The sequence below is a fragment of the Lysobacter sp. P5_C4 genome, assembly GCF_054049695.1.
The window spans coordinates 113,961-129,705 of the sequence record NZ_JBFULX010000006.1; the positions used below are offsets into that span (position 1 = coordinate 113,961).

Annotated in this window: 16 protein-coding genes; 12 read left to right on the forward strand and 4 right to left on the reverse strand. The window is 68.2% G+C overall.

The features are described from left to right. Positions 1-220 precede the first annotated feature (220 nt). Both asd and ACXJJ8_RS14355 read right to left on the reverse strand, forming a co-directional pair. Positions 221-1,090: an archaetidylserine decarboxylase gene (gene asd / locus ACXJJ8_RS14350; protein ID WP_499031355.1), complete on the reverse strand. Its 870-nt coding sequence runs from the start codon at positions 1,088-1,090 to the stop codon at positions 221-223. Between the two features lie 4 nt (positions 1,091-1,094). Beyond that, positions 1,095-1,742 carry an SCO family protein gene (locus tag ACXJJ8_RS14355; RefSeq protein WP_499031358.1) on the reverse strand — a complete coding sequence of 216 codons (648 nt, stop codon included), beginning with the start codon at positions 1,740-1,742 and terminating at the stop codon, positions 1,095-1,097. A 113-nt stretch (positions 1,743-1,855) separates the two neighbouring features. On the opposite strand from ACXJJ8_RS14355, the gene prmB reads away from it, so the two are divergent. The 12 genes from prmB to ACXJJ8_RS14415 all read left to right on the forward strand — a co-directional run bounded on the left by prmB (position 1,856) and on the right by ACXJJ8_RS14415 (position 14,119). After that, positions 1,856-2,782 carry a 50S ribosomal protein L3 N(5)-glutamine methyltransferase gene (gene prmB, locus ACXJJ8_RS14360; RefSeq protein WP_499031361.1) on the forward strand — a complete coding sequence of 309 codons (927 nt, stop codon included), beginning with the start codon at positions 1,856-1,858 and terminating at the stop codon, positions 2,780-2,782. A gap of 4 nt (positions 2,783-2,786) precedes the next feature. Beyond that, positions 2,787-3,887: a chorismate synthase gene (gene aroC, locus ACXJJ8_RS14365; protein ID WP_499031364.1), complete on the forward strand. Its 1,101-nt coding sequence runs from the start codon at positions 2,787-2,789 to the stop codon at positions 3,885-3,887. 36 nt (positions 3,888-3,923) lie between these two features. Next, entirely contained in the window at positions 3,924-4,940 is a 1,017-nt protein-coding gene (locus tag ACXJJ8_RS14370; protein WP_499031366.1) for an aspartate-semialdehyde dehydrogenase, read from the forward strand. 87 nt (positions 4,941-5,027) lie between these two features. Continuing rightward, the gene (locus ACXJJ8_RS14375; protein ID WP_499031369.1) at positions 5,028-6,854 is read left to right on the forward strand and encodes a type IV pilus assembly protein FimV; all 1,827 of its coding nucleotides are present in this window, start codon (positions 5,028-5,030) and stop codon (positions 6,852-6,854) included. Between the two features lie 33 nt (positions 6,855-6,887). Beyond that, entirely contained in the window at positions 6,888-7,673 is a 786-nt protein-coding gene (truA, locus tag ACXJJ8_RS14380; RefSeq protein WP_499031372.1) for a tRNA pseudouridine(38-40) synthase TruA, read from the forward strand. Further along, positions 7,670-8,335: a phosphoribosylanthranilate isomerase gene (locus ACXJJ8_RS14385; RefSeq protein ID WP_499031375.1), complete on the forward strand. Its 666-nt coding sequence runs from the start codon at positions 7,670-7,672 to the stop codon at positions 8,333-8,335. Before truA ends, ACXJJ8_RS14385 begins: the two co-directional genes overlap by 4 nt. A 22-nt stretch (positions 8,336-8,357) precedes the next feature. Then, entirely contained in the window at positions 8,358-9,560 is a 1,203-nt protein-coding gene (gene trpB, locus ACXJJ8_RS14390; RefSeq protein ID WP_499031503.1) for a tryptophan synthase subunit beta, read from the forward strand. Positions 9,561-9,583: 23 nt separating this feature from the next. Beyond that, the gene (locus ACXJJ8_RS14395; RefSeq protein WP_499031378.1) at positions 9,584-9,988 is read left to right on the forward strand and encodes a DUF3144 domain-containing protein; all 405 of its coding nucleotides are present in this window, start codon (positions 9,584-9,586) and stop codon (positions 9,986-9,988) included. Next, positions 9,985-10,797 (forward strand): tryptophan synthase subunit alpha, encoded by an 813-nt coding sequence (gene trpA, locus ACXJJ8_RS14400; protein ID WP_499031381.1) that lies wholly within the window; start codon positions 9,985-9,987, stop codon positions 10,795-10,797. Before ACXJJ8_RS14395 ends, trpA begins: the two co-directional genes overlap by 4 nt. A 101-nt stretch (positions 10,798-10,898) precedes the next feature. After that, positions 10,899-11,786 carry an acetyl-CoA carboxylase, carboxyltransferase subunit beta gene (gene accD, locus ACXJJ8_RS14405; RefSeq protein WP_499031384.1) on the forward strand — a complete coding sequence of 296 codons (888 nt, stop codon included), beginning with the start codon at positions 10,899-10,901 and terminating at the stop codon, positions 11,784-11,786. Then, on the forward strand, positions 11,783-13,144 hold the full coding sequence (gene glmM / locus ACXJJ8_RS14410) for a phosphoglucosamine mutase (protein WP_499031386.1): 1,362 nt from the start codon (positions 11,783-11,785) through the stop codon (positions 13,142-13,144). Before accD ends, glmM begins: the two co-directional genes overlap by 4 nt. 15 nt (positions 13,145-13,159) lie before the next feature. After that, positions 13,160-14,119: an isopenicillin N synthase family dioxygenase gene (locus ACXJJ8_RS14415; RefSeq protein ID WP_499031389.1), complete on the forward strand. Its 960-nt coding sequence runs from the start codon at positions 13,160-13,162 to the stop codon at positions 14,117-14,119. Here ACXJJ8_RS14415 and ACXJJ8_RS14420 read toward each other — a convergent pair whose 3' ends face one another. Then, a complete protein-coding gene (locus ACXJJ8_RS14420; RefSeq protein ID WP_499031392.1) occupies positions 14,120-14,977 on the reverse strand; it encodes a class I SAM-dependent methyltransferase in 858 nt (285 codons plus the stop codon). Next, positions 14,974-15,663, reverse strand: a complete 690-nt coding sequence (locus ACXJJ8_RS14425) for a DUF6445 family protein (RefSeq protein ID WP_499031395.1) — start codon at positions 15,661-15,663, stop codon at positions 14,974-14,976. The genes ACXJJ8_RS14420 and ACXJJ8_RS14425 overlap by 4 nt, the downstream gene beginning before the upstream one ends. Positions 15,664-15,745: the final 82 nt, after the last annotated feature.

Sequence of the window (15,745 nt, forward strand, 5' to 3'; positions counted from 1 at the left end):
CGATGTTCCGTCCGTCTGGTGTGCTGGCAGTCGGCGCGTGCATCAACCGCCGACGAATCCATTCACCAAATGCTGTCGCGAGACCCCCAACTGCCGAGCGCAGCGGTGCGTCGTGTTGGATGTCCCTTTGCGGAGTGTTTGCTTTTCACGGAGTCAAAAGGACATCCGACACGGCGTGCCGATGCGCCCATCTGGTGGGCACGCATCCAAACCAACGACGCTAAATCAGCGTCGCCAGCTTTTCGCCCAAAACCACCGCCCCCTGCGGCCGCAGCCCAGGCGCAAGTTCCGCCACACCCTTCGGCAACAGCACGATCACCGTCGACCCATAGTTGAACCGCGCCATCTCGGCGAAGCGCTCCAGCACGATCCCCTTGCCGCGCCAATCCTTGCGCACGATCGGCCCCCCGTACGGCGGAATCTCCACGCCGCTCCAAACAGTCTCCACGCCTGAAACCAACAACGCACCCACCATCACGCACGTCATCGGCCCGAAGTCCGTCTCGAAATGACAGACCAGGCGCTCGTTGCGCGCGAACAACCGCGACACACTGCCGACCGCATCCACGCCAACGCTGAACAACCGCCCCGGAATGTGCACCGTCTCCACCAACGTGCCCGTCCACGGCATGTGCACTCGGTGATAGTCACGCGGCGAGAGATACACCGTCGCGAACGCCCCGCCCAGGTAGGCCTTCGCCTTCTCCGCATCGCCCAGTAACTGCGCCGTGCTGAACCCGTGGCCCTTCGCCTGGAAGATGTGCCCAGGGTCCTCGTGCTCGGCATCCCCCGCGAACCCGATGTGTCCGCACTCGCTGATCCGCCCGTCGGCCGGCATCGACAACGCACGCGGATCGGGATCCGGCACGCGCGCCCCGGGGCGCAGCGCGCGCGTGAAGAATGCATTGAACGACGCATAGCGCGTCGCGTCCGGCTCCATGGCCTCCGACAGGTTCACGTCGAACTTGCGCACGACCGTGTCGATCAACCACTGCTTCGTGCGCGGATTCGTCGAGTAGGCGAGCTTGCGCGCCAGCGACGACAGGAACCGGTGCGGCAGGACGTAGGTGAGTGCGGTGATCGGTTGCATCGGCTCACCGTGCCACGGATGACGTGAGCGTCCGGAAATCGGTGGCGATCTCCTGCGGCACCAGCGGCGGCGAAATGATGCCGGCCATGCGGCCCTTCGGGTCGAGCACCGCAAGCGTGGCGCTGTGGTCGACGTTGTAACGATCCGTGGGCTGGCCTGCTTCCGCCGGGACCTTCATGAAAACCAGCGAGAGACTGCGCGCGAAGCCTTCGAGCGCGGGCAGGTCGCCGGTGGCGGCCAGCGTGTCGCGATGGAAGGCGTGCGCGTACTCGCCGGTGCGGATCGCGGTGTCGCGCTCGGGGTCGACCGAGACGAACAAGACGCGCGGCCGCAAGGAATCGGGCATCGATTCCCACTGCTTCTGCGCCACGCCCAGTTCAGCCAGCGTCGTCGGGCACACGTCGGGGCAATGGGTGAACCCGAGGAAGACGATCGTCCAATGCCCCTGCAGTTCGCCGGGGACCAGGCGCGTGCCATCGGACTGCTGCAGCGAAAAAGCGGGCAGCGTGCGCGGTGCCTGGAACAGGCGCACGGCCTTGGTTTGGGGGAGTGCGTTCGCGGCGGGGCGGGTGAACCAGCGATGCCCGGCCCACAGGCCGATGGCGGCGGCAAGCGCGACCACGAGGATCCAGGCGGTGGTGCGGTTGAACATGGGCAGGCTTTCCGTCGGGCGCCGCGTGGTGCGGCGCGAAGCGGTGGATGATACCGGGCGCGCTATCATGCACGGCCTCCTACGACCGCGGCCGCCGCCGCTCCGCCGCGCCCATGACCGACGAGCTGGCCACGATCATCGACCTGATCCGCTACGGCGCGAGCCGCTTCAACGCGGCCGGCCTGACCTTCGGACACAGCTACGACAACGCGCTGGACGAAGCCACGCAGCTCACGCTGCATGCGCTGCACCTGCCGCACGACCTCAGTCCGGTGTACGGCAATGCGCGCATCACCGAGGCGGAGAAGGAAGAAGTCCTGACCCTGTTCCTGCGCCGCATCGAGGAACGCATGCCGGCGGCCTACCTCACCGGCGAGGCCTGGTTCGCGGGCCTGAGTTTCAAGACCGATCGCCGTGCACTCGTGCCGCGTTCGCCCATCGCCGAGATGATCGAACATGGCTTCCAGCCGTGGCTGGGCGATCGCGAAGTGCGGCGCGCGCTCGACCTGTGCACGGGCTCCGGCTGCATCGCCATCGCGATGGGCCACTACAACCCGGACTGGCACGTCGATGGCGTGGACATCTCCGACGACGCACTCGCGCTCGCAAACGAAAACAAGGCGCGCCTGCACGCCGACAACGTCCGCCTGCTGAAGTCGGACCTGTTCTCCGGGCTGCAGGGCGAACACTACGACCTGATCGTGACCAATCCGCCGTACGTCACCAACGACGAAACCGACGCGCTGCCGAAGGAATACGCCTACGAGCCCGACCTCGGCCTGCGCGCCGGCGACGACGGCCTGGACCTGGCGCTGCAGATCCTGCGCGACGCGCCACTGCACCTGGATCGCGACGGCCTGCTGATCTGCGAAGTCGGCGAATCGGAAAAGGCGCTGTCGCACCTGTTGCCCGAACTTCCGCTCGCGTGGGTCGAATTCAAGGTCGGGCAGATGGGCATTTTCGTCGCCGAATGCAGCGACTTGATGCAGCACAACGCACGCATCCGCGAACTCGCCGACCTGCGCCGCCCGAGCCGCTGAGCCCGTGAACACCTTCGGCGAACTGCTCCGCGTCACCACCTTCGGGGAGTCGCACGGGCCGGCGATCGGCTGCGTGATCGACGGGTGTCCGCCCGGCATCTCGATCGCACCGGGAGATTTCGTCGACGACCTCGCGCGCCGCGCGACGGGCCGCACGCGCCACACGTCCCAACGCCACGAAGACGACGTCGTCGAAATCCTCAGCGGCGTGTTCGAAGGCCGCACGACCGGCACGCCGATCGCGCTGGTGGTGCGCAACATCGATGCGAAGTCGAAGGACTACGACGCCATCGCGCAAACCTTCCGCCCGGGGCACGCCGATTACACGTATTGGCAGAAGTACGGCCATCGCGATCCGCGCGGCGGCGGGCGCTCGTCGGCGCGCGAAACCACCATGCGGGTCGCCGCCGGCGTCATCGCCAAACGCTGGCTGCGCGAGAAGTTCGGCGTGCGCGTGCGCGGCTACCTGGCGCAGATCGGCGATGTCGTGCCGCGCGGCTTCGACTGGGACGTGGTCGAAGGCAACCCGTTCTTCTGGCCCGACACCGCGCAGGTCGCCGAGCTGGAGGCCTACATGGACGCGTTGCGCAAGTCCGGGGATTCGGTCGGCGCGCGCATCACCGTCGTCGCCGACGGCGTGCCGCCGGGTTGGGGCGAGCCGATCTACGGCAAGCTCGACGGCGAACTGGCCGGCGCCCTGATGTCGATCAACGCGGTGAAGGGCGTGGAGATCGGCGATGGTTTCGCGGTCGTCGCGCAGCACGGCAGCGAACATCGCGACGAGATCACGGCCGACGGCTTCCAGTCCAACCATGCCGGCGGCATCCTCGGCGGCATTTCCACGGGGCAACAGGTCATCGTGTCGGCGGCCTTCAAGCCGACCTCCAGCCTGCGGTTGCCGGCGCGCAGCCTCGACCTGGACGGCCAGCCCGTCGAAGTGGTGACGAAGGGTCGCCACGACCCCTGCGTCGGCATTCGCGCAACGCCCATCTGCGAAGCGATGGTGGCATTGGTGCTGATGGACCAGGCGCTGCGCCATCGCGCGCAATGCGGCGACGTCGGCGATGTTGCGCCGCGCATCAAGCCGGGCAAGGCCAAACGCTGAGTCCGCTCTTTTTTCGAACACAGAAGTACGGAACCCATGAACAAGTCACTCAAGGTCGCGATCGTCGGCGCTACCGGCGCCGTCGGCGAAACCATGCTGTCGATCCTGCACGAGCGGAATTTCCCCGTCGGCGAACTCATCGCGCTGGCCAGCGCGAAATCGGCGGGTTCGCGGGTGAAATACGGGCATCGCGACGTCGTGGTGCAGGATCTTGCGACGTTCGATCCGAGCGGCGTGGACATCGCGTTGTTCTCCGCGGGCGGTGCGACGTCGAAGGAATACGCGCCGAAGTTCGCCGCCGCCGGCGCCGTGGTGATCGACAACTCCTCGGCCTTCCGCTACGACGACGACGTGCCGCTGGTGGTGTCGGAAGTGAATCCCGACCAGGTGCGCAAGCGCCCGCGCGGCATCATCGCCAACCCGAATTGCTCGACGATGCAGATGCTCGTCGCGCTCGCGCCGATCCATCGCAAGGTGGGCATCGAACGCATCAACGTGGCCACGTACCAGTCGGTTTCCGGCGGCGGGCGTTCGGCGATGGAGGAACTCGGGCGGCAGACGGCGGGCATCCTCAACTTCCAGGAACCCGATCCCCAGCGCTTCCCGGTGCAGATCGCCTTCAACCTGATCCCGCACATCGACGACTTCCAGCCCAACGGCTACACCAGGGAAGAGATGAAGCTGGTGTGGGAGACGCGCAAGATCCTGGGCGACGACAGCGTGCGCGTGAACCCGACGGCGGTGCGCGTGCCGGTGTTCTTCGGGCACTCCGAGGCCGTGAACGTCGAGACGCGCGAGAAGATCACGGCGGCGGAAGTGCGCGCCATGCTGCGCCAGGCGCCCGGGGTCGAGGTCGTGGACGAACCCGTGCCGGGCGGCTATCCGACGCCGGTGACGCATGCCTCGGGCCGGGACCCTGTCTACGTGGGTCGCATCCGCGACGACGAATCCCACCCGCGCGCCGTCAATCTGTGGATCGTTTCGGACAATATCCGCAAGGGCGCCGCGCTGAACGCGGTGCAGATCGCCGAGTTGGTCGCAGACGAGCGCTGATTGCGTTGTAGCTGGGGGAGGCCGCGCGCATTGCCAGTGGCAAGCGTGCGCGGCTACAGTCTTTCGAAGGCCTGAGGGGAGAAGGGCATGACACTTCGACGCATCGCGCTGGCGATCGCCCTGGCCGTTGCGGCCGGGCCGGCCGCCGCGCTGGGCCTTGGCCAGATCCAGGTGAAATCGAAAGTCGACCAGCCGTTGCTGGCCGAAATCCCCATCGTGTCCAGCGATCCGGGCGAGCTCGAGCAGCTCCAGGCGCGCCTGGCCTCGCCGGACACCTTCCGCCGCATCGGCCTGGAGCCGCCGAGCGGCGCCGCCGCCGACCTCCAGTTTTCCGTCGCGCTCGATGATCGGGGCCGCCCCGTCATCCGCGTGACCAGCACTGCGCCGGTCAGCCAGCCGCTGGTGACCTTCCTGGTCGAAGTCGACTGGGGCAGCGGCCGCCTGGTCCGGGAATACTCGGCGCTGCTCGACACGCCGCGCACCGTGGCCGCGCCTGCGCAGCCGTCGATCCAGGCGCCGAGCGTGGCGCCGTCCAACGTCATCGAGCGTCCGGTGGCCGCCGCGCCACAACCGGCGGCGCAACCCGAACCAGCGCCGCCGCCTGCAGAGCCGGCACCCGCCGAGCCCGCGCCGGCCGACACCGATGCCGTCGCAACCCGACCGCCGCCGGCGCCGGAACCCGCGCCCGTCGCGGCGCCTGCCGACACGCCGGCGCCCACGCCGGCCGACCGCATCGCGGTGCGCGACGGGCAGACGCTGTCGGGCATCGCCGGCCAGGTCATGCAGCGCGGTTACACACTCGACCAGACCATGCTCGCCCTGTTGCGGGCGAACCCGGACGCCTTCATCCGGGGCAACGTGAACCTGTTGAAGTCCGGTGCGGTGCTCCGCGTCCCGCCGGCGCAGGACGCCGCGCAACTCGCGCCGGCCGAAGCCGCGGCGGTGGTGCGCGACCATCTCGAACAATGGCGCGCGCTGAGTGCGCCCGCGCCACAACCGGCGAACGTCGCGGCGGAAGCAACGCCGGCGAACACCGCGAAAACTGCTGGCACGGCCAAGGGCGCGAGCCCGCGCGTGGCCGGCGCACGCCTCGAAATCGTGCCGCCCGTCCAGGCCGGCGCGAAAACCCCGGGATCACGATCCGGCGCAAGCGCCGGAGGCGAGGGCGACATGCTGCGACAGCAGGAACTGAACCAGGCGAAGGAAGACCTCGCAGCGCGCGATGCCGAAGTGCAGGAGCTCAAGTCCCGCGTCGCGGAACTGGAGAAACTGCAGAACGACCAGTCGGCACTGATCGCGATGAAGGACAGCAAGCTGGCCGCCGCCGAGCAACGCCTCGCGCAATCCAACGCCGCAGCGACCAAGGTGGCGACGACCACCGCCACGACCACCGCGCAGCAACCCGTGCAACCGTCCACGCCCGCGTGGCTGTGGGGTGGCGCCGGCCTGCTCGTGCTCGGCGTGCTCGCATGGTTGTTCACCCGCCGCCGCACGCCGCGCGCGGAACCGCGCCGTGTCTACGACACCGAAGCGCTCGCTGCCGGTATTCCCGGCGCCAACGACGTCGCACCGCGCCCGGCGCCCGCCGCGGAGAAGCGCGCCGAACCCGAACCCGAACCCGAACCCGAACCGGCCCCCACGTTCTCCGAACCCGCGCCGCGCACGAAGGCCCCCGCGCCGCATTGGACCTCCGCGCCCGCCACGCTCGGCACCGCGCCCACGTGGCACGGCGGCGCGCAGTCCGAGGACACGGCCGTCGCCGAGCCGCAGACCGCCAAGCAGCAGCTCGAACTGGCGCGCGCCTACCTCGACATGGGCGACGACGACGCCGCGCGCGTGATCCTGCGCGAAGTGCTCGACGGTCGCGATCCCGCCGCACGCGACACGGCCGCGCGCATGTTGCGCGAGCTGTGATGCGCGCGATGACCTGTTGATGTCCCCGGGTTGATGGCGCGCTTCGCGCTCGGCGTCGAATACGACGGCGGCGACTTCCTCGGCTGGCAGCGCCTCAGCAAGCCGGGCGTCGCCGGCGATGAAACCGTGCAGCAGGCGCTGGAAACGGCGCTGTCCTTCGTCGCGAATACGCAGATCGACACGGTCTGCGCCGGACGCACCGATGCCGGCGTGCACGCGGCCTGCCAGGTCGTGCATTTCGAAACCGATGTGCAGCGCGATCCCCGAGGTTGGATGCTCGGTGCCACCTCGCGCCTGCCGGCCAGCATGAGCGTGCGCTGGTGCGTGCCCGTGGCCGACGATTTCCACGCGCGCTTCTCCGCGGTCGCGCGGCGTTACCGCTACCGCATCCTCAACCGTGCCGTGCGCCCGGCGCTGGGCCGGCAATACGTGACCTGGGAGCGCTTGCCCCTCGACGTGGGCGCAATGCATGCCGCGGCGCAGGCCCTGGTCGGGGAGCACGATTTCAGCGCATTCCGCACTGTCCATTGCCAGGCGCCGCACGCGCGGCGCGACCTGCAGGCCATCACTGTCGAGCAGGCTGCCGATGAGGTTTGGATCGATGTGAGGGCGAATGCATTCCTGCATCACATGGTCCGCAATATCGTCGGCTCCCTGGTCCCGGTCGGACGTGGCGAACAGCCGCCGGCCTGGATCGCCGAGTTGTTGGCCGGACGCGACCGGAATCTCGCCGGCCCCACCGCGCCGCCCACCGGGCTGTGCTTCCTCGGTCCCGTCTATCCCGGCCTGTTCGGCCTGCCCGACGAGGTGAGCGCTTGAGCAAGACGTTGTTTCGCACGCGTATCAAGTTCTGCGGCATGACCCGCGCGGGCGACGTGCGCCTGGCCAGCGAACTGGGCGTGGACGCCGTCGGCTTCGTTTTCGCCGAAGGCAGCCCGCGCCGCCTGCAGCCCGAGGAAGCCCGCGCGATGCGCAACGCGATGGAGCCGCTGGTCGACGCGGTGGCGCTGTTCAAGGACAACGCCGCCGACGAAGTGCGCGCCGTCCTCAAGCAGGTGCGTCCGAGCGTGCTGCAGTTCCACGGATCGGAGGACGACGCCTTCTGCAAGAGCTTCGGCGTGCCCTACATCAAGGGCATCCCGATGCGCGGCCTCGACCCGGCCCAGCGCGCCCAGCACGCGATCCAGCTGCTGACGAAGTTCCCCACGGCATCGGCGTTCCTCTTCGACGGCCACGCCGAGGGCCAGCAAGGCGGCACGGGCGCGGTGTTCGACTGGTCGACCGTGCCCACCGGGCTCGGCAAGCCCTTCGTCCTGGCCGGCGGCCTGCGCCCGGACAACGTGTTCGACGCGGTGATTTCGACGCTGCCGTGGGGCGTGGACGTGGCCTCCGGGATCGAAACCGCCCCCGGGATCAAGGACGGCGATAAGATGCGTCGTTTCGTCGAAGAAGTCCGTCGTGCCGACTGCCACCCAGACTGAGCCTGCAAACCCCGGCTCCGCGCTGATCGATTTCAGCAACACCCCCGATCCGACCGGCCATTTCGGCCGCTACGGCGGGCGGTTCGTGGCCGAAACCCTGATCGGCCCGCTGGACGAGCTGGCCGCCGCCTACGACGCGGCACGCGTGGACCCGGCGTTCATCGCCGAATTCGAACACGACCTCAAGCATTACGTCGGCCGCCCCAGCCCGATCTACGAAGCCACGCGCTTGTCCGAAGATGTGGGCGGTGCGCGCATCCTGCTCAAGCGCGAAGATTTGAACCACACCGGCGCGCACAAGATCAACAACACCATCGGCCAGGCGCTGCTCGCGCGCCGCATGGGCAAGCGGCGGATCATCGCGGAAACCGGCGCCGGCCAGCATGGCGTCGCTTCGGCGACGGTGGCCGCGCGCCTGGGCCTGGAATGCGTCGTCTACATGGGCGCGACGGACATCGAGCGCCAGAAGATCAACGTGTATCGCATGCATTTGCTCGGCGCGAGGGTCGTGCCGGTGACCAGCGGTTCGCAAACGCTCAAGGACGCGCTGAACGAAGCGATGCGCGACTGGGTGACCAACGTCAGCGACACGTTCTACATCATCGGCACCGTTGCAGGCCCCGATCCGTATCCGCGCATGGTGCGCGATTTCAACGCGGTCGTCGGCCGCGAAGCGCGCGCGCAGATGCTTGCCGACTACGGCCGCCTGCCGGATGTCGTCACCGCGTGCGTCGGCGGCGGCAGCAACGCGATCGGCATCTTCCACGCCTTCCTCAACGACCGCGCGGTGCGCATCGTCGGCGCCGAAGCGGCGGGCGAGGGCATCGAAACGGGCCACCACGCCGCCTCGCTCGGAGCGGGGCGCCCCGGCGTGCTGCACGGCAACCGCACCTACGTGCTGTGCGACGACGACGGCCAGATCGTGGAAACGCATTCGGTGTCGGCGGGCCTTGACTATCCGGGCGTCGGCCCCGAACACGCTTTCCTGAAGGACACCGGCCGCGCGCATTACGTCGGCATCACCGACGACGAAGCGCTGGCCGCCTTCCACCAACTCGCGCGCACCGAGGGCATCCTCGCGGCGCTCGAATCCAGCCACGCCGTCGCGCAAGCCATGAAGCTCGCGCGGGGAATGCCGCGCGATGCGATCGTGCTGTGCAACCTGTCCGGCCGCGGCGACAAGGACGTGCACACCATCGCCGCGCGCGACGGTCTTTCTTTCTGAACCTTGCCAGGAGCAAACACCCCATGACCGACGAAACCAACACCGACGCCCAGGCCCAGGCCGACGAGCAGCAGAACCAGCTCGACCCGAAATTCTTCCAGGTGGTCAACGAATACCTGGAACTGACCAACAAGCAGTCCAAGGAACACGGCCTGAAGCGCATCAGCATGGCCTCGCTGTACGCGGCCGCGCGCTTCAACGTGCACACCTTCATGGGCGCCTCGGGCGCGAATGTCGCCAACGAGCGCCAGGACTTCCTCAACTACATGACCAAGCTGTATCGCACGATGCTCAACGAGCACCTGGACGGCCTGGGCCATGAGCGCGGCATCGACGTCGGTGCCTCGGAACTGCAGGCCGAACTGGCGCGCCAGGCCGCCGCCAGGGCCGCGCAGGACACCACCGTGCAGGACCAGCCGAACGCGTGAGCCGGCTCGTCGACACCTTCGACGCCCTGCGCGCACGCGGGCGCAAGGCGCTGGTGCCGTTCGTCACCGCGGGCGATCCCGCGCTCGACGCGACGGTGCCGGTGCTGCATGCGCTCGTCGCGGCGGGCGCGGACGTGCTCGAACTCGGCGTGCCGTTCTCCGACCCGATGGCGGACGGCCCCGTGATCCAACGCAGCTCGGAACGCGCGCTCGCGCGCGGCGCCGGGCTGTCGTACGTGTTCGAAACGGTGCGCGCGTTCCGCGAAACCGATGCGGCCACGCCGGTGGTCCTGATGGGATATCTGAATCCCGTCGAGATCCGCGGCGTCGAACGATTCGCGAGCGATGCGTCGAAAGCGGGCGTCGACGGCGTGTTGCTCGTCGACCTCCCGCCGGAAGAAGCCGGCGACCTACGTGCGGCGTTGGACAGCAACGGCGTCGCGCTGATCCTCCTTGCGTCGCCGACGACGCCAGAAGCGCGCCTGCGTCGACTGTGCGACGACGCGCAGGGGTATCTGTATTTTGTGAGCTTCGCCGGCGTGACCGGCGCCGACCGGCTCGATGCCGGCGCCGCGTCCGAACGCCTGCAAGCGCTGCGCAAGCAGGCGAAGGTCCCGGTGCTCGCCGGTTTCGGCATCAAGGACGCCGCATCGGCGGCCGCGATGGCCGAACACGCAGACGGCGTGGTGGTGGGCAGCGCGCTGGTCGCGGCGCTCGCCGGGGCCACCGATCCGCCCGCCGAAGCCACGCGTTTCCTGGCGCCGCTGCGCGCCGCGCTCGACGCCGCACCCGGTGCGCGGGCCGCATAGCCCGTCGCATTGCCCTCGCGGGACGCTGCGCTAGACTGCCGCGCCTGCGAGACCGCAAGTCCCCCATCCCTTTCCAGCACCACTGAACGGAAGATCGCCACGTGTCCTGGCTGAAGAAACTGATGCCCTCGCGCATCCGCACCGAAGGCGGCAACAAGCGCAGCGTGCCGGAAGGCCTGTGGGAAAAGTGCGACAAGTGCGGGTCGGTGCTGTATCGCCCGGAGCTCGAGGAAAACCTCGAGGTTTGCCCGAAGTGCGGCCACCACATGGCGATCCGCGCACGTGCGCGCCTCGCCTCGTTGTTCGACCCGGGGACGACGGGAATCGAGATCGGCGCCGAGCTCGGTCCGACCGACGTGCTGAAGTTCAAGGACCAGAAGAAATATTCCGACCGCATCAAGGCCGCGCAGAAATCGACCGGCGAGCGCGATGCGCTCGTGGCGATGGAAGGCAAGCTGAAGGGGCGCGATCTCGTCGCCGCTTCGTTCGACTTCGCCTACATGGGCGGTTCGATGGGTTCGGTCGTCGGTGAGCGCTTCACCCGCGCCGCAGAACGCGCGCTGGCCTTGCGCGCACCCTTCGTGTGCTTCTCCGCCAGCGGCGGCGCGCGCATGCAGGAAAGCCTGTTCTCGCTGATGCAGATGGCCAAGACCTCCGCGGCGCTCGCGCGCCTGCGCGACGCCGGCGTGCCGTACATCTCGGTGCTCACGCATCCGACCACCGGCGGCGTGTCGGCCTCCTTCGCGATGCTGGGCGACATCAACATCGCCGAACCGGGTGCGCTGATCGGCTTCGCCGGACCGCGCGTGATCGAACAGACCGTGCGCGAGAAATTGCCGGAAGGCTTCCAGCGCCCCGAATTCCTGCTCGACCACGGCGCGATCGACCAGATCTGCGACCGCCGCGAAATGCGCGACCGCATCGCGCACCTGGTCGCGATGATGCAGAAACAACCCGAGCCGGCGAACGACCCGGAGACCATCGCTTGAGCCGCCGCTATTTCGGCACCGATGGCATCCGCGGCCGGGTGGGCGAGGGCGCGATTTCCGCGGACTTCGTCCTGCGACTGGGCAACGCCTACGGCCTGGCGCTGCGCGAGGCGCAACGGCAATCGCTTCGCGAATGGCGCAAGCCTCTGGTCATCATCGGCAAGGACACGCGGATCTCGAATTACATGTTCGAAGCCGCGCTCGAAGCGGGCCTGGTGGCCGCGGGCGTCGACGTGCAGCTCGTGGGCCCGATGCCCACGCCGGCCGTCGCGCACCTGACGCGCTCCCTGCGCGCCGACGGCGGCATCGTCATTTCCGCCTCGCACAATCCGCACCACGACAACGGCATCAAGTTCTTCTCGGCCGAAGGCGAGAAGCTCGACGACGCGACCGAACTCGCGATCGAAGCCGCGCTCGATCAACCCTTCACGACCGTCGCGTCGGAGAACCTGGGCAAGGCCTTGCGCACGCGCGGCGCGGTGGAGCGTTACGTCGAGGCTTGCAAGAACTCGGTGCCCAAGGGCTTCGACCTCACCGGCCTGCAGATCGCGATGGATTGCGCGAACGGCGCGACCTACCAGATCGCGCCGCTGGTGTTGCGCGAGCTCGGCGCGCGCGTGGATGCGATCGGGATCGATCCGAACGGGTTGAACATCAACGACGGCGTGGGTTCCACGCATCCCGAATCGCTGGTCGCGCACCTGCGCGCCACGAACGCGGACATCGGCATCGCCTTCGACGGCGACGGCGATCGCGTGCTGTTCGTCGCCGACGACGGCACGATCTGCGACGGCGACGACCTGCTGTACATCCTCGCGACCGACTGGCAGGACAGCGGCCGCCTGCGCGGCCCGATGGTCGGCACGCTGATGACCAACTACGGCCTGGAACGCGCGCTGGGCGAACGCGGCATCGCGTTCCTGCGTTCGAAGGTCGGCGACCGCTACGTCCACCAGATGCTGGTCGAGCACGAAGGCGTGCTGGGCGGCGAGGCGTCGGGCCATCTGCTTTGCCTGGATCGCGCGAGCACCGGCGACGGCATCGTCAGTGCGCTGCAGGTGCTCGAAGTCCTGCGTCGCCGCGGCCTGACCTTGCGCGAAGCACTCGCCGGCATGCGCAAGGTGCCGCAGAAGACGGTCAACGTGCAGCTCGCAGCGGGGGCCAAGCCGGTCGAACAAGCCTCGGTGCAAGCCGCGCTCGCCGAAGCGCAATCGGCCGTTGCAGGCCGCGGTCGCGCGTTCCTGCGGCCATCGGGCACCGAACCGGTCGTGCGCGTCACGGTCGAAGCCGACGACGACGCACTCGTCCGCAGCACCCTGGAAAAACTGGCCGACGCCGTGCGCGCGGCCGCGCAATAACCGACGAACCCGCAGATGACTTCCGAAACCCGCATTCCCACGCTCGATATCGCGCGCTTCACGCATCCCAAAAGCCCCGAAGACCGCGACGCGTTCGTTGCGCAGTTGGGCAACGCCTACCGCGAGTGGGGTTTTGCAGGGATCCGCAACCACGGCATTCCGCAGGACCTGATCGACCGCGCGTACGACGTGTTCCAGCGTTACTTCGCGTTGCCCGAACAGACCAAGCGCCAATATCACCTCGCCGGTGGCGGCGGCGCGCGCGGCTACACGCCCTTCGGCGTGGAAACTGCGAAGGGCGCGCAACATCACGACCTCAAGGAGTTCTGGCACATCGGCCGCGAAATCCCACGCGACCATCATTGTGCCGACGTGATGCCCGCCAATCCGTGGCCCGCGGAAATCCCGGAGTTCCGCGAGGTGGGCTACGGCCTGTACCAGGCGCTCGACAAGCTCGGCGCGCAGGTGCTCGCGGCGCTCGCGTTGCACATCGGGTTGCCTGAAGACTATTTCGTCGACAAGACCAATTACGGCAATTCGATCCTGCGGCCGATCCACTATCCGCCGATCACCACGCCCGACATCCCGAACGTGCGCGCGGGCGCGCACGAGGACATCAACCTGATCACCCTGCTGGTCGGCGCGAGCGCCGCGGGCCTGGAAGTGAAGTCGCGGACGGGCGAGTGGGTACCGTTCACCTCGGACGCGGACACCATCGTCGTCAACATCGGCGACATGTTGCAGCGCCTGACCAACCACGTGTATCCCTCGACGACGCACCGCGTGGTCAACCCACCGGGCGAACTCGCGCGCCAGCCGCGCTATTCGACGCCCTTCTTCCTGCACCCGAATCCCGATTTCCTGATCGACGTGCTGGATTCGTGCGCGACCGCCGAAAATCCCTCCCGCTATCCCGAGGCGATCACGGCGCAGGCTTACCTGGAAGAGCGGCTGCGCGAAATCAAGTTGAAGTGATTACCTGCCGCGGAACCTGCGCTTGCTGATCGATGAAAGCAGCGCGCGGAACAACTTGACCTGCATCCGCTGCTTGAACGAGCCCGCGCCCGGGATGCGATCCATCGGCGCCACGCGCTCGGCGCGGACGGCGCGATTGTCGGCGAGCAATGCGGCGGCCGGTTGCGTCGAAGGCACCGCGCGCAGCACGTATTGGAAGGCATGACGCGAATCGGCGTCGTCGAGCAACTCGACGAGCGTCATCAGTTCGGGTGAAAGCTGCATGCCGTAGTCGGCATCGACCTTGTGCATCGGCACCACGACTTCGTACAGGCGTTCCAGGCGCAACCCGGCGTCGGCGAGGAGTTGCGCGATCGTGCCGCGGGTGAAGAAGCGCAGGTGCGTGTGGTCGAGGATGCCGTGTTGCGCGTAGTCCCAACGGCCGTCCAGCAGCATCGCGCGGACGCTGCCGTGCGCGATGTTCGGCAGGCTGATCGCCACGCCGCCACCGTCGCGCAAGTGGCGCACGGCGGCGCGAAGGGCGGCGGCAGGATCGACGAGATGTTCGAGGACGTCGCCGAACAGCAGGGTGTCGAAGCGCGCGTCGGGATGCGTGGCGAGGAAATCCTCGAGGCCGCCGTTCCAGACTTCGCTCAACACGCGTGAGGCCGCCTGCGCCGCGGCCGGATCGGGCTCGACGCCGACGACGCGGTGGCCGCGCGCGACGAGCGAGGCGCCGAGATAGCCCGATGAGCAACCGACTTCGAGCATGTCCAGGTGTGCGCGCCCATCGGCGATGGCGAGCTCGTGGAGCAGGGTATGCGAGTTGTTGCGTGCGGCAAGATCGATGGCCGACTCGTACTTGATCGTGGCGGTCATGCCTTGGCCATCCAGAAAAACACCGCGGCCATGCGTTTTTCCGCGAGGTCGCGTCCGTGGTACGCCGTCGCGCTGTGCAGCAGGTTCGCGCGATAGAGCAGCAATCGATTGAATCGGTGGGCGACGCTCACGTCCTCGACGAAGGAATCGGGCGCGACAAAACGGGTGCGTAGCGCTTCGACCAGGGTTTGATGCGGCGGCATGACGCTGTTGCCGCCACGTTGCCCGCCCGGGAGACGCTGGCGGAAGAACGTCGTGCCGCAGTCGTCCGGCACCGACGGGTTGAGATAGAGCACCGCGGCGAACCGGCACAATGCGCGCGAATCGGTGTGGGGCCGTGCCTCGCATTCGTCGGCGCCGACGACCTGGATGCAGTTGTGGTTGAGGTGCGCGCCATCCGGCGCGGTTTCCACCCAGAGCTTTTCGACGCCCGTGGCCTTGCGCACCAGCGTATCGACGATGTCCAGTTCGCCGGCCAGCAGGCCCGGCATCACGCGCATGCCCGGCCAGGATTCGGGTTTGTGCGGGTAACCCTCGATCCAGTCGGTGCGCGCGAGCGTGCGTGCGCGCACGGCGTCGGGGTCGGGGAGGACATCGTCGAACACCCAGTAGTCGCGTCCCTCGGTGGGCTTGCGATAAGGCAGGACGGGAAGCGATGGGCGTGCGGGCGGGAGGAGCGTCGACATGGGCCGATCATAACGGGCGGCCTCCGGGCGCGCCGCTGCGATAGACTTCCGCGCTTCGAGGGTCGTTCCCGGAAGGCAGCAC